Raw genomic sequence first — 21,335 nt, 5'->3', positions numbered from 1 at the left:
AACATGCACCGAACCCTGTGGGAGCAAAGCTTGCTCGCGATAACGGTGTGCCAGTCAGCATCAATTCTGGATGAGCCGCCGCCATCGCGAGCAAGCTTTGCCCCCACAGGGTTCGGTGCAATGAGGCGTTAGCTGCCGGCCTTGCGCAACGCCGCATGCTGCGGATTGAAAGTCCACACCGCCAACAGTGCGAACAGCAGGGTCAACCCCGCGCACACCGCCATCGCCAGCAGGTTGAATTGCTCATACAGCGCAAAACGCACCAACTCCACGCCATGGGTAAACGGGCTGACCGCGCAAAGCCAGTACAGCCAAGGACTGGCTTCCTGCATTTTCCACAGTGGGTACAGCGCTGAAGACAGGAAGAACATCGGGAATATCACGAAATTCATCACCCCGGCGAAGTTCTCCAGTTGCCGGATGGCATTGGACAGCAGCAAGCCCAGGGCGCTGAGCATCAGGGCCACAAGCAACAGGGCCGGGAGGGCCAGTAGCAGGCCCATGGTCGGTGGCTGGATGCCGTACAGCCAGGCGATGGCGAGAAAGGCATAGACCTGCAACAGCGAGATCAGCGAGGTCGCCAACAACTTGCTCGCCAGCAGGAAAGCCCGCGGCAGGGGGCTGGTGAGCAGCACGCGCATGCTGCCCATTTCCCGGTCGTAGACCATCGACAGCGAGCCCTGCATGCCGTTGAACAACAGGATCATGCAGGCCAGCCCGGGCACGATGTACACCTCATAGGGGATGTAGGTGTCGTAGGGCGCGATGATGGCGATGCCCAGTGCCGCGCGAAAGCCGGCGGCGAACACCAGCAGCCACAGCAGGGGCCGTACCAGGGCGCTGAGCAGCCGGGTGCGTTGCAGCACGAAACGCAGCCATTCGCGCGTTACGATGCCGCTGAAACATTGCCAGTAAGCATTCATGGCCGGACTCCCGAGGCGGTCAAGCGGGTGAAGGCCGAACCGAGGGTGCCGCCGTGTTCCAGGCTCACCGCGTCGGCCTGCCCGCTGGCGACCAGGCGGCCCTGGTGCACGATCAACAGGTCGTCGCTGGGCTGCACTTCGTCCAGCAGGTGAGTGGTCCAGAGCACGCTGATGCCTTGCTCGCTGCACAGTTGCCGGATGTGCAGGCCCAGGGCGAGGCGACTGGCCGGATCAAGGCCGACGCTGGGTTCGTCGAGCAGCAACAGGCGCGGTTCGTGGAGCAGGGCGCGGGCGATTTCCACCCGGCGCCGATGACCACCGTTGAGGTCGCGTACCCGCTCGTGGCGGCGCTCGGTCAGTTGCTGGCGACTCAGTTCAGCGTCGATACGGGCACTGCCCTGGCGCCGCGAAAAACCGTGCAGCGCCAGGTGATAACGCAGGTTCTGTTCAATGCTCAAGTCCAGGTCCAGGGTGCTCTGTTGGAACACCACGCCCAACTGGCGCAAGGCCGGACGCGGAGATTTTTGCAGGGAATGACCTGCGACGCGGATGTCGCCGCGTTGCAGCTCGTACAGGCGCGTGAGCAGGGCGATCAGCGTCGACTTGCCGGCGCCATTGGGCCCCAGCAGCGCGGCGAAGTGTCCGGCGGGCAGGCAGAAATTCATCTGCTTGAGGGCTTCGCGCGCGCCATAGGCAAAGCTCAGGTCGCTGACCTCCAGGGCGTTCATGGCGTGACCACCACGCCCCAAGGGTAACGCCCGACTTTCACTGACTTCAGGACTTTGCGGCTCTCCACGTCGATCACCGAGACATCGCCGCTCACGCCATTGGTCGCCAGCAGTTGCTTCTGGTCCGGGGTAAATGCCAGTTGCCAGACGCGCCGACCGACCAGCAGGTAATCCAGCACTTCGAAGGTCTTGGCGTCGATCACCGCCACATGGTTGGCTGGGCCCAGGGCGACGAACGCCAGCTTGCCGTCGGCACTGAGCTTGACGCCCACCGGCTGGACCTTGTCCGGGTGCACGCCCTTGATCTGGAACGTCAGCGTCTTGAGCACCTGGCGCGTGGCAACGTCGAGGATGGTCAACGTCCCGCCGATCTCCGCCGAGGCCCAGAGCTGCGTACCGTCGCGATTGAATTCGACGAAACGTGGCCGCTGGTCCACCAGGGTGTTATCGGCCAGGGTCTGGGTGCTGGTGTCGATCCAGTGCAGCATGTTCGTGGTTTCACTGGTGTTGACCGCCCACTTGCCGTCAGGGCTGACGGCCATGCCTTCGGGCTCGACACCCACGCCGATCTGGCCGAGCACTTCGGAGGTCTGGGTGTCGATCACGGTGACCAGGGCATCGTCTTCGTTGGAGACATACAGCCAGCGGTCGTTGGGGTGCAGGGCGAACTGCTCCGGGTCCTTGCCGGAGGGCAGTTCCTTGATGATCTTGCGGGTGGCGACGTCCATCACCTGGACCCGGTCCGAGTCGCTGGCGCAGATGTACAGCAGGCGATTGTCGTGGGACAGCAGCAGGCCCCGGGGGCGCTGGCCCACCGGCAGGGTGTCGATGACTTCCAGGCTCTGCATGTCGATCAGGCTCAGGCTGTTGTCTTTCTCGTTGGAGACCCAGGCGATGCTGGCGGCGGCGCAGGGGCCGGCGGCAAGCAACGCTGCGCCCAGGGCGAGGGCTTTGCATAGCCAGGTCGGGCAGAGCCGGGCCGGGTAAATCAGGGAGCGGCGCATGGTGGTTTTCCTTATTGTTGTTATCGATCAGGGGTAACGGCAGCTCACTTCGGGCTGGTCGTAACCCAGGCTGTCCATTTCATTGGAGGGGTGCAGAAAACCGTCCTGGGGCGAGGTGCTGACCAATGCCCGGGGTTGGACCAGGGGAATCGGTTGGCGCAACTGGCCGTTCCAGGACCGGTAGCTGAGCTTGCGACCCTTGAAACCGTCCAGGGGCAACTGGTCGCTGAGGGCCAGTTGGCGGATGGCGAGTGGGTCGTCCTGACGCAACTTGCTCACGGCGCTGGCGATGCTGCGCACGGCGATCCAAGCGGCGAAATCACGGTCGTTCATCCAGCGTCCGGCCAGGGCTTCGAAGCGTTTTTGCAACTGTGCCGCGCCGTAGGTTTCCACGGTCTTGTGCCAACCGGTGGGCGTCAGCCCTTGGGTGCCGGCCACCGGGCGGGGGTACCAGGTCTGGTAGGGCAGGTATTCGCCGAAGTCGCCGCGCTCATCGGCCACCAGCACCACGTCGTACTCGGCAGTCTGGGTGAACAGCGGCATGTCGGCCTGGGCGCTACGGCGCTGGTCGTTGTCGAACTGCCAGGCCTTCTCGGCGACGATCTTCATGCCGAAGCGTTTCATGGCTCGACGCAATGCGGCGGCATAGGCCTGGTCCTCGGGCGTCTGGCCGACAATCAGCAAGGCCCGCTGCCATTTGCGCACGACGCTGAACTGCACCAGGGCGTCGGCGAGCATGGCGCGGTCGGGCAGGCTGTGCAGCACGTTGCCCAGGCAGTCGGTGGTGCGCAGGCTGTCGTCGGGGCTGCCGGCGTTGAACAGCAGGCTGTCGGGCAGGGCGGCGCTGAGCTGGCGCAGGCTTGCGGACGGCGCGTTGACCACGAACAGCCGCAGGCCCTGGTCGTGTTGGGCTCGGGCGGCTTGGAGCAGCGCTTCGGGATTGTCGACGCTGGCGCTTTCCAGGCGGTAGTCGTGCTTGAGAAAACGCCCGGTGCTGTTGCTGTCGACGATCGCCAGTTCAGCACCACGCAACCCGGCATCGGTCGGTTCGGCAATGACGTTGGACAGCAACGGGCCTGGGTCGGGGCGATAACCCAGGTAGCCGATGCGCACTTGCAGCGGCGTGGCATCGCCCGCGTGAGCGGTTGCCGCTGCCAGCAGAGAAACCAAGGCGTAACTGACGAGCCGGCGCATGACATCCTCCATTGCAGGTAGCGCCAGCATAGGAAGCCTGCGGCCATGGGGAAATATGCAGAAAGTACCGCCGGTGCAGTACCAAGGTAGTAACTCAGCTTGGATGCGGGGGTTTTAGGATGCAAGGCAATCGTCATTGACAGGAGCGGACGGACCATGCGGATTCTCAAAGCGCTGCTGTTGCCGTTTCTGCTGATCTTGAGTTTGATCGGGGTTGATCGGTTGTCTGGCAAGCACAAAACCATCAAGCACCCACAACCCCCTGTGGGAGCGAGCTTGCTCGCGAAGGCGACAGCACTGTCGATACCTATGCCAGCTGACCCACCGCTTTCGCGAGCAAGCCCGCTCCCACAAGGGAACTGTGGTGTGCACATAGATTGCGAGTTCCTTCCGCAAATGGGCCGCTAACCATGTCCGCCCTCTTGCGCATCAACCTCTGGGTTTGCACCTTTTTCGCGCTGGTCACCCTGGCTTGCGCGGTCCTGCTGTTGCACCAGGCCATGGCCGATGTGAAGCGAGAGCTGCAATCGGCCGAGTCGGTGGTGCATTACCTGCGCGAAACCGCCGAGCGCGATCCGGCCAGTCTCCAGCCGCGGTTGACCGGCAGCCTGCGTCATGTACGGGTCCGTTGGCTGGCCCCTGGGGAACTGTTCCCGGCGGATGAAGACGGGATGAAGGCCTGGCTCGGCCGTCGTCTATTGGACGACGGCCCGGCGGCCCAGGTGGTGGACTTGCCTGACGGTCGGCGGGCCTGGATTGCCGTCGATCCGCGCGATGAAATCGACGAGATTTTCGATTCCTTGGTGCAACTGTTGTACGTCTGCGCCCTGGCGCTGTCGCTCAGCCTGTTGGTCATTCGCTGGGCGGTACGCCGGGGCATGCGTCTGCTCGATGAGTTGTTGCACGCATTGCGTCAGGTGTCTGCCGGGAACCTGCAGGTGCGCCTGGGCACGGAAGGTGTCCCGGAGGCGCAGCATCTGGCGGGGCATTTCAACCGCATGACCGCCGCCCTCGCCGAGGCCCAGGCCGATAACGCCCGGCTTACCCAGGCCTTGCTGGCCGTGCAGGAACAGGAGCGCACCCGGTTGGCCCAGACCCTGCACGACGACCTGGGCCAATACGTGGCTGGCATTCGTGCCCGCGCCTGCCTGCTGCGGCTGGTGATGGACCAGCCACCGGCGCTGGAGCAGACCGTCAGCCAACTCGAGGAGCATTGCGAGCATTTGCAACGGGGGTTCCGGTCGCTGGTGCATGACTTGTACCCGGTGGTGTTGCAGCACCTGCCGCTGTGCGAGGCCATCGGGCTGTTGGCCGGGCAATGGCAGGCCAACCAGGGCATCGCCTGTCAGTTGCGGATCGACGAAGCGCTGCCGCCCTTGTCCGGGGCGGACAAGACCCACCTGTATCGCTTGTTGCAGGAAGCGCTGACCAACGTGGCCCGGCATGCCGGCGCCACAGAGGTGCGGATTCGCCTGCAACACCGCGCCGGGCGCCTGCGGTTGCTGGTGCGCGACAACGGTTGCGGAGCGACGCAACCCCCGCGTGCCGGTGTTGGCTTGCACTCGATGTGCGAGCGGGCGCGCAGCCTCGGTGGTGAGCTGCGCATCATCAGCCAGCCTGGCGCCGGTTGGGCGCTGGCCTTGAATATTGCCCTGGAGGCGTGATGAACATTTTGTTGGTGGACGACCATGCGGTGGTTCGGCAGGGCTATGCCAGCCTGTTGCGGGTGTTGATGCCGGACTTGCAAGTGCGCGAAGCAGCCACCGGTGAAGAGGCGTTGAGCCTGGTGCAGGAGCAGGTGCCCCACCTGGTGATCATGGACTTCGGCCTGCCCGGTATCAGTGGCTTGGAAACCACCCGGCGGCTACGCCAGCGCCTGCCCCAACTGCGAGTGTTGTTCTTCAGCATGCACGATGAATTGCCCTTGGTGCGCCAGGCATTGGACGCTGGCGCAGCAGGCTACCTGACCAAGAATTCGGCACCCCAGGTGCTGATGGAAGCGGTACGCCGGGTGCTGGCCGGGCATGCCTACATCGAACAATCCCTGGCCACGCAACTGGCCTGCACCCGCTCGCGCCAGGATGCCGACCCGCGCCTGCAATCCATGACCCAACGGGAGTTGGAGATTTTCGTCATGCTCGCCAAGGGCACACCCGCCCGCACCATCGCCGAACAGCTGTGCATCAGCGCCAAGACCGTGTCCAACCACCTGACGTTGCTCAAAAGCAAGTTGCAGGTCAGTTCCCATGCCGAGCTGGTGCATTTGGGGATCGACATGGGGGTGGTGCGGGTGGCGGGTTGAAACCGCGAGGGAGCTTGCTCCTGGTTGGAGGCACCCGTAGGAGCTGTCGAGCGAAGCGAGGCTGCGATCTTTGCGCTGTCGATTGAGTCTGGAGCGAAAAATCAAAAGATCGCAGGCTTCGCCAGCGCCTACACAGCCCTGCGGTCCCTAGCCACAAGTCTTCACTGATCCCACGACATCGGGCACCCCGTACAGCCTTGCATGTTCGCATCCTGGAAATTCCCGTAATGCTGGCGAGAACCGCTCAGGTTGGCCTGTTCCAAGTTGCTTTCGCCGAGCTTGGCTTCCTGCAGGTTGGCGTCGCGCAGGTCGGCGCCCTTGAGGTCGGCCTTGCTCAGCCAGGCCATCTCCAGGTCCGCGGCCTGCAGGTTGGCCTCGTGCAAGCGGGCGCCGGACAAGCGGGCGAATTGCAGGTAGGCCGCTGTCAGGTCGGCACGCTGGAATTGCGCGCCCTGGGCGAACAGGCCCCAACCCTGGATCGCCTTGAGTGTGGCGCCGCTGAAGTCCGCCAGGCGCAGGTTGCTTTGTTGCAGGCTGGCACGGGTCAGGTTGGCGCCCTGTAGCTGGGCTTTCTCAAGGTTGGCCAGGTCCAGCCGCGCGTGCCGCAGGTCGGCGTCGCGCAGGTCGGCACCGCTGAGGTTCATTTTGCGCAGGTCCTGGTTCGCCAGTTTCGCACCGCGCAGGTTGGCGCCGGGGCATTGGCTGGACTCGGCGATGAGGCAGCCGTTGATTGTCAGGGGGGTGTCAGAGTCGTCGGCACTAGCGTTCGCGGCAATCAGTAGCAATACAAGGGGTAGATAGTTCATAGCGAGGGAACCCGGAAGGCTGATGTGGGAGCGAGCTTGCTCGCGATGGCGGTGGTTCAGCCGGCATTCATGTTGACTGACACTGCGCTATCGCGAGCAAGCTCGCTCCCACAGGGGATGGGGTACAGGTCTGGGTTATTTCTGCGCCGTCGCCTTATCCCAACTCGGAATCCTGAACACCCAGAACGACCCACCCTGGGCCACGGGCTTGGTCAGCTCGGCCATGTCGCCGCCCCACAATGGCACGGCGCCGCCGTAGCCAACGGTCACGCCGATGTACTGTTCGCCGTCCTGCTCCCAGGTGATGGGCGGGGAGACGATGCCGCTGCCGGTCTGGAATTTCCACAGCTCCTTGCCGGTCTTGGCGTCGAAGGCCTTGAAGAAGCCGTCGCCGGTGCCGGTGAACACCAGGTTGCCCTTGGTCGCCAGCACGCCGGCCCACAGCGGCAGCGGTTCCTTGTGCTCCCAGACCACCTTGCCGGTGGTGGGGTTCATCGCCCGCAGGCTGCCGACGTGATCGTCATACATGCGCTTGATGCGAAAGCCCATGCCCAGGTAGGCCGAGCCCTTCTTGTAGTTCACTTGCTCGGTCCAGTATTCCTCTTTCCACTGGTTGCCGGGGACGTAGAACAGGCCGGTGTCCTGGCTGTAGGCCATGGGGTTCCAGTTCTTGCCCCCGAGGAAGGGCGGCGAGACCTCCACCGGCTTGCCCTTGGTTTCACCGGGCAATGGCTTGGCCGGCCGCTGGCCGGGGTTCTCCACCGGGCGACCGGTCTTGAGGTCGATGTGGCTGGCCCAGGTGATGTTGTCGACAAAGGGGAATGCGTTCTGCAGCTTGCCGTTGTTGCGGTCCACCACGTAGAAGAAACCGTTGCGGTCGGCGTGGGCGGTGGCCTTGACCACCTTGCCGTCCTTGTCCTTGTAGTCGAACAGCACCAGCTCGTTGTTGCCGGAGAAGTCCCAGGCGTCGTTGGGCGTGTGTTGGTAGAACCATTTCACTTCGCCAGTGCTTGGGTCGACCCCGACCTGGCCGGAGGTGTAGAGGCTGTCGTAGTCGTGTGGGTTGCCATCCTTGGACGTGCGCGCCCAAGTGTTCCACGGGCCGGGGTTGCCCGCGCCAACGATGATGGTGTTGGTCTCGGCGTCGAAACTGGCGCTCTGCCAAGGTGCGCCGCCGCCGTGGCTCCAGGCTTCGACCTTGCCGGTTTCAGTAGTCTTGTCGTCGGGCCAGGAGGGCGCCTTGACGTCGCCGGTCGGTGTGCTGTCCTTGCCGTTGAGGCGGCCCATGTGGCCTTCGACGAACGGGCGCATCCAGACTTCTTCGCCGGTGTCCGGATCGCGAGCGAACAGTTGCCCGACCACACCGAACTCGTCGCCGGAACTGCCATGGATCAGCAGGACCTTGCCACTGGTCTTGTCCTTGATCAGCACCGGGGCACCGGTCATGGTGTAGCCGCCGGCGTGGTCGCCGAACTTTTTGTTCCACACCACTTTGCCGGTGTTTTTGTTCAGGGCGACGACGCGGGCGTCCAGGGTGCCGAAGAAGATCTTGTCGCCATAGATGGCCGCGCCGCGGTTGACCACGTCGCAGCACGGGCGAATGTTGTCCGGCAGCCGGTGGTTGTAGGTCCACAGGCGCTTGCCGGTCTTGGCGTCGAGGGCGAACACCCGCGAGTACGAGCCGGTGACGTACACCACGCCGTCGCTGACGATGGCCTGGGATTCCTGGCCGCGCTGCTTCTCGTCGCCGAATGAGTAGGACCAGGCCGGGCTCAGCTTGAACACGTTCTTGTCGTTGACCTGGGCCAGCGGGCTCCAGCGTTGGGCGTTGGTGCCCATGCCGTATTGCAGCACGTCCTTGGTGGTCAGGTGGTCGTTGGCGATGTCTTCCCAGGTGACGGCAGCGCTCGCCAAAGGACTCGACGACAGACTGCCGGCCAGCAGCAAGGCAACGGTCAGGGAGGAAAGGGCGGGTAGCGTTTTTATTCTCATGGTGGCAGTTCCCAGTGAAAGGTTTTGGCCTGACTAGGGTGTGTCGCACCACGACTTTGCCGATACGGAAAAAGTCCCGCCCTTGCCGGGAAGACTTCCCGAGCCGCCTGTCTTTACGACCTGCGTCGGATGGCCTGCTACCAAGGAACTAGACCCCGACCACTAAAGCAGCATTCGGCTGGCGGCAGGGGATTCCTAAGATGACGGCACGGCTTCTTCACAGAGGTCTTGCGTGCAATCTAGAGGGCATAACAATGACAACAAAACGCAACGCCATCATCGCTACCGCACTGCTGATGGGGCTGGCCGGCGCAGGCTCCGTATGGGCCCATGGCAACGTAGTGCCCCAGGCAGTGGAAACCAAGGGCCTGACCCCGATCAAGGACACCGGTGTCGCACTGGACGGTGACGGCTGGGCCACGGTGAACCCTTATCGCGCCTCACCCGAACACGACCGGGCGCTGGAGATCGGCTCATCGGCCTATAACCAGAACTGCGCGGCCTGCCACGGCCTGGAAGCCAAGTCGGGCGGGATCGCCCCGGACTTGCGCCTGCTCGACGCCGCCGACGCCGGCGATGAGTGGTTTGTCGAGCGCGTACGTCACGGTGCGGTGCGCGACGGCCGGGTCTACATGCCGAAAATGGCCGACTACCTGAGCCAGGAAGCCTTGTGGGCGGTGCGCACCTATCTCGACAGCGTGCACGTCGAGGAGTGATCGCCATGCGCCTGTTCGCGTGGGTAATGTGCTGCCTGCTGCTGTGTGGCCAGGCGGTACAGGCGCAGGTGCGCAGCTACGACCAGATGATCGCCGCCGGTGAGTTGAAGGTCGCGGTCTACAAGGACTTCGCGCCCTACAGTTTCGAAGATCACGGCCAACCCAGGGGCGTGGACGTGGAGCTGGCCCAGGCATTGGCCAAGGCCATGGGCGTGCGTCTGAAACTGATGTGGGCGCCGCCCGGCGAGAAGCTCGATGACGACCTGCGCGACTACATCTGGCGCAGCAGTCCGTTGCACGAGCGGCAATTGGCCGACCTGATGATGCGCGTGCCCTACGATCACGACTATGCGCAAAGGCGCAACGACATCGGCGAACTGGCAAACGCCCAGGTGGTGATGTTCGGCCCTTATCAGCAGGAGTGCTGGCAGGTGGCGTATGACCGGCGACGTTTGGATTCGGTGGGCAGTGTCGCGGTGTTCCAGCAGCACCCCATTGGCGTCGAAGTCGACAGCGTTCCATCGTTCTACCTGACGTCGGTGTTCAACGGCATGCTCAGTGCCAAGACTCACCACTATCCCGGTGTCAGCCAGGCCTTCAAGGCCATGCAGGCCGGGGAGGTGGACGCCGTCATGGCCATGCGTGGGGAAGTCGATTGGCAAGTGCACGAGGCCGCCGATCCGCAACTGGCGCTGGCGGAAAATGCCTACCCGAACATGGGTAAGCAACGCTGGGAAATCGGCATGGCGGTGCATGAAAGCAACCGTCAGTTGGCCTATGCGGTGGAAGAGGCACTGGAAGTTTTGATCCGCGACGGCAGCCTCAAAGCGGTGTATGCCCGCTATGGCCTGCGCTACGAAGTACCCGAAATGTACCAATAGGAGCGCAGGGATGAACTGGCGAGCGTATGGCCTGCTGTTGTGGTGCCTGCCGTGGCTGGCGATGGCAGTCGAACCAGGAAAGGACCCGGTGCCGTCGGTGATGTGGGCCTTTTATCACAAGCAATTGCTGGGGGACGCGCCGTTCGTGTTCGACGATCGGGTGCGGCTGCTGGCGCCCCCCTTTGCCGAAGACGCACGCCAGGTGCCACTGGAAATCGACGCCCGGGCCTTCACCGGTGACGTCGTGCGGGTGCTGGCCTGGGCCGAACTGAACCCGTTGCCGAAAATCGTCGACTTCCAACCGGGGGAGCGAGTGCTGCCCTGGCTGTCGATCCGCATTCGCATCGAACAAGCCACGCCGTTGCGCGCCGCCGTGCAGACCCGCGATGGCCTGTGGCACGTCGGCTCGACCCTGATCGACGCGGCCGGTGGTGGCTGCACCGCGCCCAGCGTGGTGCGCACCCAGCCGGGTTGGGAGGAACACCTGGGCGAGGTGTTGGGGGCCCGCTATCCCCGAGGCGAGTCGAGCCGCCTGCGCCTGCAGGTGGCTCATCCGATGGATAACGGCCTGGTGAGCGGCATCCCGGAGTTTTTCCTCAACCAGGCGCAACTGCTGGACGCCGACGGCCAGGTGCTGGCGCGCCTGGAGCTGTTCCCGGCGGTCAGCGAAAACCCCAACCTGGGCTTCGACATCCGAGGCTCGGGCCAGACCCGCCTGGTGCTGCGCGACAACAGTGGCAACGAGTTCGAGGCGGCCATTCCCTGACCACAAAAGGAGCGCATCATGCGCTGGCTGTTACTGATCTGTCTTGGCCTCTGCCTGCCGGCATGGTCCGCCACCGATTACTCACTCAAGCCCCGGCAGATCGCCGAAGGCACCTGGCTGCTGGAAGGCAGCACCGAGAATTTTGCCAAGTCCAACGGTGGCAACATCGTCAACACCGCGTTCATCGTCACCGATGCCGGCGTGGTGGTGATCGACACCGGGCCCTCGAAGCGCTACGGCGAGGCGTTGCGCCAGGCCATTGCCGCGACCACCGATAAACCGGTGATCCAGGTCCTGCTGACCCATCATCACCCCGACCACGTATTGGGCAACCAGGCCTTCAGCGACGTGCCCATTGGCGCCTTGGCGGGCACCACCGACCTGCTGCGGCAACAGGGCGATGCATTGGCGGAGAACATGTACCGGCTGGTGGGCGACTGGATGCGCGGCACCGAGGTGATGTTGCCGACCCAGGTGCTGAGCCCCGGTACGTTGAAGGTGGGCGATCACTCGCTGCGTCTGTTGCAACTGGCCGGGCACACCGGGGCTGACCTGGCGATCCTCGACGAAACCACCGGCGTCCTGTTCGCCGGCGACCTGGTCTTTTACGAACGCGCCTTGACCACTCCCAACAGCCCAGGCCTGGAGGTCTGGCTCAGGGACTTGGACACCTTGCAGGCCTTGCCCTGGAAGCAGGTCGTGCCTGGCCACGGCCCGGTCGCGAGCGACGCCCGGCCCTTTGCGCAGATGCGCGACTACCTGGGCTGGCTCGACCAACTGATGCGCGACGGCGCGGCCCGGGGCGACGACATGGCCGAGATGATCCGCAGCCCCATCCCCGAGCGCTTCGCCGGGATCAGCCTGAGCCGCTATGAGTTGATTCGCAGCGTCAGTCATCTCTATCCGCGTTACGAGCGGGCGGGGATGAAACGGGTGGAGACCCACTGATCCTGTAGGAGCTGCCGAAGGCTGCGAGCTTTTGATCTTTTGATCTTTCGCTTGAGATTCAAGTGTATTGGGAAAGATCGCAGCCTCGCTGCGCTCGACAGCTCCTACACAGCTCCTACACAGCTCCTTGCTGCTTTATTCCAGCGGGAATAGATATCCTCGCCACAATGAGCCCTGTCTCGTCTCTCGTATGTACCAAGGAACTAGAAAACTCAACACTGCGGGCAATTGTTGGCAACGGCTCCGAGCCCAAGAATCTGTGGCAGACCGGGAAAAATTCCCGGGTATAACAATAACCGCAGAGGTAGCCGTCATGAGTCATCCCGCACGTCGCCAACCCTTCGCCGTGAGCCTGCTGCTCAGTGCCATGCTGCTGTCCGGTTCGGCCCTTGCAGCCGTGACCGATCAGGAAATTCTTCAGGACCCGAAAAACCCGCAACAGATCGTGACCAACGGCCTGGGGGTCCAGGGCCAGCGCTACAGCCCGCTCGATACCCTCAATGTCAATAACGTCAAGGACCTGCGACCGGTCTGGGCGTTCTCCTTCGGCGGCGAAAAGCAGCGCGGCCAGCAGGCCCAGCCGATGATCAAGGACGGGGTGATGTACCTCACCGGTTCCTATTCGCGGGTATTCGCAGTGGATGCGCGCACCGGCAAGAAGCTGTGGCAATACGATGCGCGCCTGCCCGATGACATCCGTCCTTGCTGCGACGTGATCAACCGCGGCGTGGCGTTGTATGGCGACCTGGTGTTCTTCGGCACCCTCGACGCCAAGCTCGTGGCCCTGAACAAGGACACCGGCAAAGTGGTGTGGAGCAAGAAGGTGGCTGACCACAAGGCAGGTTATTCCATCAGTGCCGCGCCGCTGGTCATCAACGGCAAGCTGATCACCGGTGTGGCCGGAGGCGAGTTCGGCGTGGTGGGCCAGATCAGTGCCTACGACCCGAAGAACGGTGACCTGCTGTGGACTCGCCCAACCGTCGAAGGCCACATGGGCTACGTCTACAAGGACGGTAAAGCCATCGAGAATGGGATTTCCGGCGGCGAGGCCGGCAAGACCTGGCCGGGCGACCTCTGGAAAACCGGCGGCGCCGCGCCTTGGCTGGGTGGCTACTACGACCCGGAAACCAACCTGTTGCTGTTCGGGACCGGCAACCCGGCCCCCTGGAACTCCCACCTGCGTCCTGGCGACAACCTCTATTCGTCGTCGCGCCTGGCCCTGAACCCGGACGACGGCACCATCAAGTGGCACTTCCAGAGCACGCCTCACGACGGCTGGGACTATGACGGCGTCAATGAACTGATCTCGTTCAACTACAAGGAAGGCGGCAAGGACATCAAGGCGGCGGCGACCGCGGACCGTAACGGCTTCTTCTACGTGCTCGACCGCACCAACGGCAAGTTCATCCGCGGCTTCCCGTTTGTCGACAAGATCACCTGGGCCACTGGCCTGGACAAGGACGGGCGGCCGATCTACAACGAGGCCAGCCGTCCGGGCGCGCCGGGCAGCGAAGCCAAGGGCAGTTCGGTGTTCGTCGCACCGGCTTTCCTCGGCGCGAAAAACTGGATGCCGATGGCCTACAACCAGGACACCGGGTTGTTCTACGTACCGTCCAACGAGTGGGGCATGGACATCTGGAACGAAGGCATCGCCTACAAGAAAGGCGCCGCGTTCCTCGGGGCCGGTTTCACCATCAAGCCGCTGAACGAGGATTACATCGGCGTGCTGCGGGCCATCGACCCCAAGACCGGCAAGGAAGTCTGGCGCCACAAGAACTACGCGCCGCTGTGGGGCGGGGTCCTGACCACCAAGGGCAACCTGGTGTTCACCGGCACGCCTGAAGGGTTCCTGCAGGCGTTCAACGCCAAGACCGGGGAAAAGGTCTGGGAATTCCAGACGGGCTCCGGCGTGCTCGGCTCACCTATCACCTGGGAAATGGACGGCGAGCAATACGTCTCCGTGGTCTCCGGCTGGGGCGGCGCGGTGCCGCTGTGGGGCGGCGAGGTGGCCAAGCGCGTGAAGGACTTCAACCAGGGCGGCATGCTCTGGACCTTCAAGTTGCCGAAAGACTTGGTGGCCAAGCGCTGAGTAAATATTGAGCCGGGCGTTGCCCTTGTGGCGACTGCCCTGTGGGAGCAAAGCTTGCTCGCGATGCAGCCGCCTCGGTTCCTTGGAAGACCGCGTCGCCTTCATCGCGGGCAAGCCTTGCTCCCACAGACGTTTCGCCAAATATCCTCGCCCCAGTGCTTGAAATCTACGACCAAATAACGAGAGCCCCCCTGCCAACGACGCATTCGTCCGGCAGGCGGGGCTCTCTACCATCGGCCTATCGCCTGTCCTGTGACAGGCATCGACCAGGCAGAGGCCCCATCATGATCTATGCACAACCCGGAACCCCAGGCGCCGTCGTTTCCTTCAAACCGCGCTATGGCAATTTCATCGGCGGCGAATTCGTCGCGCCGGTCAACGGCGAATACTTCACCAACACGTCCCCGGTCAATGGCGAAGTCATTGCCGAATTCCCGCGTTCCAACGCCGCCGACATCGACAAGGCACTGGATGCCGCCCACGCCGCGGCCGATGCCTGGGGCAAGACCTCGGTGCAGGACCGTTCCCTGGTACTGTTGAAAATTGCCGACCGCATCGAGCAGAACCTGGAAATCCTCGCCGTCAGCGAAACCTGGGACAACGGCAAGGCCGTACGCGAAACCCTCAATGCCGACGTGCCGCTTGCGGCCGACCATTTTCGTTATTTCGCTGGCTGCATCCGCGCCCAAGAGGGTGGGGCGGCCGAGATCAACGAGCTGACCACGGCCTATCATTTCCACGAGCCGCTGGGCGTGGTCGGGCAGATCATCCCGTGGAACTTCCCGTTGCTGATGGCCGCCTGGAAACTCGCCCCGGCCCTGGCTGCCGGTAACTGCATCGTGCTCAAGCCGGCCGAACAGACGCCGCTGTCGATCATGGTCTTCATCGAGCTGGTTGCCGACCTGCTGCCGCCTGGGGTGTTGAACATCGTCCATGGTTTCGGTCGCGAAGCCGGTGAAGCCCTGGCCACCAGCAAGCGCATCGCCAAGATCGCCTTCACCGGTTCTACCCCGGTGGGCTCGCACATCATGAAATGCGCCGCCGAGAACATCATCCCGTCTACCGTGGAACTGGGCGGCAAGTCGCCGAACATCTTCTTCGAAGACATCATGCAGGCCGAGCCGGCCTTCATCGAGAAAGCCGCCGAAGGCCTGGTGCTGGCGTTCTTCAACCAGGGTGAAGTCTGCACCTGCCCATCCCGCGCCCTGGTGCAGGAGTCGATCTACGCGCCGTTCATGGCCGAGGTGATGAAAAAGATCGCCAAGATCAAGCGTGGCAACCCGCTGGACACCGAGACCATGGTCGGCGCACAGGCGTCCGAGCAGCAATTCGACAAGATCCTGTCGTACCTTGAAATTGCCCGGCAAGAGGGCGCCGAATTGCTCACCGGCGGTGCGGCCGAGCGACTCGAGGGGGATTTGTCGAGCGGCTATTACATCCAGCCAACCCTGCTCAAGGGCCACAACAAAATGCGTGTGTTCCAGGAAGAGATCTTCGGCCCGGTAGTGGGTGTGACCACCTTCAAGGACGAAGCCGAAGCCCTGGCGATCGCCAACGACACCGAGTTCGGCCTCGGCGCCGGCCTGTGGACCCGCGACATCAACCGTGCCTACCGCATGGGCCGGGCGATCAAGGCCGGTCGTGTGTGGACCAACTGCTACCACCTGTACCCGGCCCACGCCGCGTTCGGTGGCTACAAGAAGTCCGGCGTGGGGCGTGAAACCCACAAGATGATGCTCGACCACTACCAGCAGACCAAGAACCTGCTGGTGAGCTACGACATCAATCCGTTGGGGTTCTTCTAACCCAGGGCCCTGTAGGAGCTGGCGAAGCCTGCGATCTTTTGATCTTGATCTTGATCTTTCGCTTGAGATTCAAGTGTCTGGGGAAAGATCGCAGCCTCGTTGCACTCGACAGCTCCTACACGGCTCCTACACGGCTCGGCGCGAGCAAGTTTCCCTCGCCATAGGTGCTCGCTTCTCCAGTAGTACCAACGCACCCCATCCACCGCTTCGAAAGTAGCATTCGAGCCCCAGGCGTGGCGTGCATTAATGACCCTGCCGGAATCGCCCGGTACAAGAAGAGGAAAGACCCATGTGGACTAAACCCGCGTACACCGACCTGCGTATTGGCTTTGAAGTGACGATGTACTTCGCTAACCGATGAGAGCCGGCCCGGCCTGACGCGTTCAGGCCGGGCTACCCAATGGTCTGATTGCAATCACGGTGGGATGCTTTAGGCTCAAGGTATCCCAAGACAATAACAACAGGCTTACCGATGAGCCACGTACCTGAAAAGATGAGCCTCAGCCCGCTGCGCAAGTTCGTTTCCCCTGAAATCATGTTCGGTGCCGGTTGTCGGCACAATGTCGGCAATTACGCCAAGACCTTCGGTGCACGCAAGGTGCTGATCGTCACCGATCCCGGGGTCATCGCCGCCGGTTGGGTGGCTGACGTCGAAGCCAGCCTGCAGGCCCAAGGCATCGAATACTGTGTCTATAGCGCGGTCTCGCCCAATCCTCGGGTCGAGGAAGTGATGCTCGGTGCCGACCTTTACCGGGAAAACCATTGCGATGTCATCGTCGCGGTGGGCGGTGGCAGCCCCATGGATTGCGGCAAAGGCATCGGCATTGTCGTGGCCCACGGCCGCAACATCCTCGAGTTCGAAGGCGTCGACACCCTGCACGTACCCAGCCCGCCGCTGATCCTGATTCCCACCACGGCGGGGACGTCGGCTGACGTGTCGCAATTCGTGATCATTTCCAACCAGCAAGAGCGGATGAAATTTTCCATTGTCAGCAAGGCGGCGGTGCCGGACGTATCGTTGATCGATCCGGAAACCACCCTGAGCATGGACCCGTTCCTGTCCGCCTGTACCGGCATCGACGCCCTGGTGCATGCCATCGAGGCATTCGTGTCCACCGGCCATGGCCCGTTGACCGACCCTCATGCGCTGGAAGCGATGCGCCTGATCAACGGCAACCTGGTGCAGATGATCGCCAACCCGGCGGACGTCGCCCTGCGGGAAAAAATCATGCTGGGCAGCATGCAGGCCGGGCTGGCGTTCTCCAACGCAATCCTGGGTGCCGTGCATGCGATGTCCCACAGCCTGGGCGGTTTCCTCGATTTGCCCCATGGCTTGTGCAACGCGGTACTGGTGGAGCACGTGGTGGCGTTCAACTACAACTCGGCGCCGGACCGTTTCAAAGTGATTGCCGAGACACTGGGCATCGACTGTCGGGGGCTCAACCACCGGCAGATCCGCACCCGGCTGGTGGAACACCTGATTGCCCTCAAGCGCACCATCGGTTTCCACGAGACCCTGGGCCTGCATGGCGTGAGCACCTCGGACATTCCGTTCCTGTCGCAGCATGCGATGCACGACCCGTGCATCCTTACCAATCCTCGGGAGTCGAGCCAGCGGGATGTCGAGGTTGTCTATGGCGAAGCCCTCTGACGAGCAGCAAAAGGCCTTGGCCGGGCTGCTGGGGCTGGGCAATCACTCGACGCGCAAGAGTCACTACCCGGAACTGGCGGCGCGCCTCGATGAGCTGGAACAGGCCCGGCAGCACCTGCAACAGCTCAATGATCGACTGGAGCAGCGAGTGGCCGAGCGCACCGACGCATTACTGGAGGCCAACCACAACCTGCAGCAGCAGATTGTCCAGCGCGAACTGATCGAGCAACAGTTGCGCGATGCCCGGGACGCCGCCCAAGCCGCCAACCGCAGCAAGGACAAATACCTGGCCGCCGCGAGCCATGACCTGTTGCAGCCGCTCAACGCGGCCCGCCTGCTGATCGCCACGTTGCGTGAGCGCCAGTTGCCTACCGCCGAGCATGTGCTGGTCGAACGGACCCACCAGGCACTCGAGGGGGCCGAAGACCTGCTCACCGACCTGCTGGATATTTCCCGGCTGGACCAGGCCGCCGTCAAGCCCGACCTGGCGCCGTATCGGCTGGATGAGTTGTTGGGGCCGCTGGTTTCAGAGTTTCAATCGGTGGCCGGCGCCGCAGGGTTGGAGCTGCGGGTGCGGTTTGGCGACGAAGCCGTGCTGACCGACCTGCGATTGATCAGCCGTATCCTGCGCAACCTGCTGAGCAATGCCTGTCGCTACACCGATCAGGGCGGCATTCTCCTGGTGGCCCGGCGCCGGGGTGGACACCTGAGCGTTGAGGTCTGGGACACGGGGCGTGGCATTGCGGCCGATTGCCTGGAGTCGATTTTCCTGGAATTCAACCAGCTCGACGTCGGTCGGGCGGCGGATCGCAAAGGCGTGGGCCTGGGGTTGGCGATTGTCGAACGCATCGCCCACATCCTCGGTTATCGGGTGCAGGTGCGTTCTCGGCCGGGACGGGGCTCGGTGTTCAGCATCGAGGTGCCGCTGTCCAGCGAAAAACCCCTGCCGGTGTCGCAGGTTCCGGCACAGGCGGTCGCCGGCAACCCACTGCCAGGGCGGCGTTTGTTGGTGATCGACAATGAGTTGAGCATCTTGCAAAGCATGGCGGCGCTGTTGGGGCAGTGGGGCTGCGAAGTCCTGACCGCCACCGACGAAGCGGGCGCCCTTGATGTGCTGCAAGGGCGTGCGCCGGAGTTGATCCTGGCGGATTTCCACCTGGATCACGGGGTCGTGGGGTGTGAAGTGGTCAAGCATCTGCGCGAGCATTTCCACCAGGCGATCCCGGCGGTGATCATCACCGCCGACCGCAGCGATCAGTGCCGCCGCGCCTTGCGCAAGCTGGATGCGCCACTGCTCAACAAGCCGGTCAAGCCTGGCAAGTTGCGGGCGGTGTTGAGCCAGATGCTTGGGTAGGTCAATCGGCCCCGAGAGCCAGCAAAATGCCGTCATTTGGTCGGCGTTTTCGCCCGTCGTGTAAAAAGACGCTTCGGTCTGTTTATTTCCTTATGTAAACTCCCCCCGCTGCGACAATCGGGCACGGCCATGCCAGGCCCGATGAATACGTTTGCAGCATCCCTCACCCAGCTGAAGCCAAGACCTACAAGAAGTCAGCGCCGGAGAGATATAAACGAGAGGCCGACGTATTGCTCGGCCCTGTAGGTCCATCCTCCTGTCCGTCTCGATACCCCTCCTGCTGGCGTTGCCGGCTGTGGATGTGGTCCATCCTTGACCAGGACAGGTGGACGGAATGGCGTTCATCCTAGGGATACACACATGTTGAAGAAAACACACACGGCGCTACTGGGCCTGGCGATGGCGATGGGTCTTGCGACCACGCACGCCGCCGAGCCGAAAAAAGTTGATGTCTTGCTCATTGGTGGGGGCATCATGAGCTCGACACTCGGCGTCTGGCTCAACGAGCTGGAGCCGGGCTGGACCATGGAAATGGTCGAGCGTCTGGACGGTGTTGCCCAAGAGAGTTCCAACGGTTGGAACAATGCCGGTACCGGTCACTCTGCGCTGGCCGAGCTGAACTACACGCCGGAAGACAAGAACGGCAAGGTCGAGATCGCCAAGGCCATCGAAATCAACGAAGCCTTCCAGATCTCCCGTCAGTTCTGGTCCTGGCAGGTCAAGAGCGGTGTGCTGAAGGATCCGCGTTCGTTCATCAACTCCACACCGCACATGAGCTTCGTATGGGGTGATGACAACATCGCGTTCCTGAAGAAGCGCTACGAAGCCCTCCAGGCCAGCCCGTTGTTCGCCGGCATGCAGTATTCCGAAGATCGCGAGCAGATCAGCAAGTGGGTCCCACTGATGATGCAAGGGCGTGACCCGAGCCAGAAAGTCGCGGCCACCTGGAGTCCACTGGGCACCGACGTGAACTTCGGCGAAATCACGCGCCAATTTGCGGCTTACCTGCAGACCAAGCCGAATTTCTCCCTCAAGCTGTCCAGCGAAGTGGAAGAGATCACCCGCAACGAAGACGGCACCTGGCGCGTTTCGTACAAGAACCTGAAAGACGGTACCGAAACCGAGACCGACGCCAAGTTCGTGTTCATCGGCGCCGGCGGTGGTGCCTTGCACCTGCTGCAGAAGTCTGACATCCCGCAGGCACGTGAATACGCAGGTTTCCCGGTGGGTGGTTCGTTCCTGGTCACTGAAAACCCGACTGTCGCCCAGATGCACCTGGCCAAGGCCTACGGCAAGGCTTCGGTGGGCGCACCACCAATGTCGGTTCCGCACCTGGACACCCGTGTGCTCGATGGCAAGCGCGTGATCCTGTTTGGCCCGTTCGCAACCTTCTCCACCAAGTTCCTGAAGAACGGTTCGTACTTCGACTTGCTGACCAGCACCACGACCCACAACGTGTGGCCGATGACCAAGGTCGGTATCGAACAGTACCCACTGGTCGAGTACCTGGCCGGTCAACTGATGCTGTCGGATGAAGATCGCTTCAACGCCCTGAAAGAGTACTTCCCGGACGCCAAGCAGGAAGACTGGCGCCTGTGGCAGGCTGGTCAGCGCGTGCAGATCATCAAGCGTGATGAAGAGAAGGGCGGCGTGCTCAAACTCGGCACCGAAGTGGTCGCGTCCGAGGACGGCAGCATCGCCGGCCTGCTGGGTGCCTCGCCAGGCGCCTCGACCGCCGCACCGATCATGTTGAGCGTGCTTGAGAAGGTCTTCAAGGACAAGGTCGCCAGTCCAGCCTGGCAGGAAAAACTGCACCAGATCGTGCCGAGCTATGGCACCAAGCTCAACGAAAGCCCTGAGCGCGTTGCGCAAGAGTGGGCTTACACCAGCGAAGTCCTGCAACTGGCACCGCCACCGGCAATCGGCAAGCCAGGCGCCACCGCGGCGCCGGCCACGCCTGCCGCTGCCCCTGAGGCCAACCCAGCGGCTGACATGGCGCTGTAAACCGGACGCTGTCTGGTGAGGTACAAGAACGCTACGCATTGAGCGTAATGCTGTTCACTTAAGGATACGGCGCTTTTTCCGAGGGAGGGGAAGGCGCCGTTTTCTTTGGTGTTGGGGTTGGATTGGATTGGATTGGATTGGGTACATATCCTTTGCTGCGGTAACGGCCACT

General features: G+C 62.9%; 18 protein-coding genes. 12 read left to right on the top strand and 6 right to left on the bottom strand.

The window, feature by feature from the left end; all coding sequences use genetic code 11:
• Window positions 1-128: 128 nt before the first annotated feature.
• Genes GFU70_RS14915 through GFU70_RS14900 form a run of 4 tightly spaced genes read right to left on the bottom strand, consistent with a single transcriptional unit; the run spans window position 129 to window position 3,849 of the window.
• Entirely contained in the window at window positions 129-923 is a 795-nt protein-coding gene (locus GFU70_RS14915) for an ABC transporter permease (protein ID WP_153388318.1), read from the bottom strand.
• On the bottom strand, window positions 920-1,651 hold the full coding sequence (locus GFU70_RS14910; protein WP_116642141.1) for an ABC transporter ATP-binding protein: 732 nt from the start codon (window positions 1,649-1,651) through the stop codon (window positions 920-922). Before GFU70_RS14910 ends, GFU70_RS14915 begins: the two co-directional genes overlap by 4 nt.
• Window positions 1,648-2,655: a YVTN family beta-propeller repeat protein gene (locus GFU70_RS14905; RefSeq protein WP_116642142.1), complete on the bottom strand. Its 1,008-nt coding sequence runs from the start codon at window positions 2,653-2,655 to the stop codon at window positions 1,648-1,650. The genes GFU70_RS14910 and GFU70_RS14905 overlap by 4 nt, the downstream gene beginning before the upstream one ends.
• A gap of 27 nt (window positions 2,656-2,682) precedes the next feature.
• The gene (locus GFU70_RS14900; RefSeq protein ID WP_153388317.1) at window positions 2,683-3,849 is read right to left on the bottom strand and encodes an ABC transporter substrate-binding protein; all 1,167 of its coding nucleotides are present in this window, start codon (window positions 3,847-3,849) and stop codon (window positions 2,683-2,685) included.
• Window positions 3,850-4,259: 410 nt separating this feature from the next.
• On the opposite strand from GFU70_RS14900, the gene GFU70_RS14895 reads away from it, so the two are divergent.
• Together GFU70_RS14895 and GFU70_RS14890 are read left to right on the top strand one after the other, a co-directional pair.
• Complete coding sequence (locus tag GFU70_RS14895; RefSeq protein ID WP_058543950.1) at window positions 4,260-5,513, top strand: histidine kinase; 1,254 nt, start codon at window positions 4,260-4,262, stop codon at window positions 5,511-5,513.
• Entirely contained in the window at window positions 5,513-6,151 is a 639-nt protein-coding gene (locus GFU70_RS14890; protein ID WP_058543949.1) for a response regulator transcription factor, read from the top strand. Before GFU70_RS14895 ends, GFU70_RS14890 begins: the two co-directional genes overlap by 1 nt.
• Before the next feature lie 161 nt (window positions 6,152-6,312).
• Here the strand turns inward: GFU70_RS14890 and GFU70_RS14885 are convergent, their stop codons facing one another.
• Together GFU70_RS14885 and exaA are read right to left on the bottom strand one after the other, a co-directional pair.
• Window positions 6,313-6,957, bottom strand: coding sequence for a pentapeptide repeat-containing protein (locus tag GFU70_RS14885; RefSeq protein ID WP_058543948.1), 645 nt, complete (start codon window positions 6,955-6,957; stop codon window positions 6,313-6,315).
• Between the two features lie 135 nt (window positions 6,958-7,092).
• A complete protein-coding gene (exaA, locus tag GFU70_RS14880; protein ID WP_153388316.1) occupies window positions 7,093-8,949 on the bottom strand; it encodes a quinoprotein ethanol dehydrogenase in 1,857 nt (618 codons plus the stop codon).
• A 254-nt stretch (window positions 8,950-9,203) separates the two neighbouring features.
• On the opposite strand from exaA, the gene pedF reads away from it, so the two are divergent.
• From pedF to mqo, 10 genes are all read left to right on the top strand, one after another.
• Window positions 9,204-9,665 carry a cytochrome c-550 PedF gene (gene pedF / locus GFU70_RS14875; RefSeq protein ID WP_064107086.1) on the top strand — a complete coding sequence of 154 codons (462 nt, stop codon included), beginning with the start codon at window positions 9,204-9,206 and terminating at the stop codon, window positions 9,663-9,665.
• A gap of 5 nt (window positions 9,666-9,670) precedes the next feature.
• Window positions 9,671-10,546 (top strand): substrate-binding periplasmic protein, encoded by an 876-nt coding sequence (locus GFU70_RS14870; protein ID WP_153388315.1) that lies wholly within the window; start codon window positions 9,671-9,673, stop codon window positions 10,544-10,546.
• 10 nt (window positions 10,547-10,556) lie between these two features.
• Window positions 10,557-11,312: a quinoprotein dehydrogenase-associated SoxYZ-like carrier gene (locus tag GFU70_RS14865; protein ID WP_058546844.1), complete on the top strand. Its 756-nt coding sequence runs from the start codon at window positions 10,557-10,559 to the stop codon at window positions 11,310-11,312.
• An 18-nt stretch (window positions 11,313-11,330) separates the two neighbouring features.
• Complete coding sequence (locus tag GFU70_RS14860) at window positions 11,331-12,260, top strand: quinoprotein relay system zinc metallohydrolase 1 (protein ID WP_153388314.1); 930 nt, start codon at window positions 11,331-11,333, stop codon at window positions 12,258-12,260.
• 313 nt (window positions 12,261-12,573) lie between these two features.
• Window positions 12,574-14,349 (top strand): PQQ-dependent methanol/ethanol family dehydrogenase, encoded by a 1,776-nt coding sequence (locus GFU70_RS14855; RefSeq protein WP_058546846.1) that lies wholly within the window; start codon window positions 12,574-12,576, stop codon window positions 14,347-14,349.
• 284 nt (window positions 14,350-14,633) lie between these two features.
• A complete protein-coding gene (locus tag GFU70_RS14850; RefSeq protein WP_153388313.1) occupies window positions 14,634-16,154 on the top strand; it encodes an aldehyde dehydrogenase family protein in 1,521 nt (506 codons plus the stop codon).
• Window positions 16,155-16,443: 289 nt separating this feature from the next.
• A complete protein-coding gene (gene pqqA, locus GFU70_RS14845) occupies window positions 16,444-16,515 on the top strand; it encodes a pyrroloquinoline quinone precursor peptide PqqA (protein WP_003243383.1) in 72 nt (23 codons plus the stop codon).
• A gap of 132 nt (window positions 16,516-16,647) precedes the next feature.
• Window positions 16,648-17,805 (top strand): alcohol dehydrogenase-like regulatory protein ErcA, encoded by a 1,158-nt coding sequence (gene ercA / locus GFU70_RS14840; protein WP_116643763.1) that lies wholly within the window; start codon window positions 16,648-16,650, stop codon window positions 17,803-17,805.
• Window positions 17,789-19,159, top strand: coding sequence for a hybrid sensor histidine kinase/response regulator (locus GFU70_RS14835; protein ID WP_116642147.1), 1,371 nt, complete (start codon window positions 17,789-17,791; stop codon window positions 19,157-19,159). Before ercA ends, GFU70_RS14835 begins: the two co-directional genes overlap by 17 nt.
• A 360-nt stretch (window positions 19,160-19,519) precedes the next feature.
• Window positions 19,520-21,163 carry a malate dehydrogenase (quinone) gene (gene mqo, locus GFU70_RS14830; protein ID WP_058546849.1) on the top strand — a complete coding sequence of 548 codons (1,644 nt, stop codon included), beginning with the start codon at window positions 19,520-19,522 and terminating at the stop codon, window positions 21,161-21,163.
• Window positions 21,164-21,335: the final 172 nt, after the last annotated feature.

Source organism: Pseudomonas brassicacearum (assembly GCF_009601685.2).
GTDB classification, from domain to species: domain Bacteria; phylum Pseudomonadota; class Gammaproteobacteria; order Pseudomonadales; family Pseudomonadaceae; genus Aquipseudomonas; species Aquipseudomonas kilonensis_B.
Note: the sequence above shows the minus strand (reverse complement) of the source record. Positions and strands in the feature narration are given on the sequence as shown.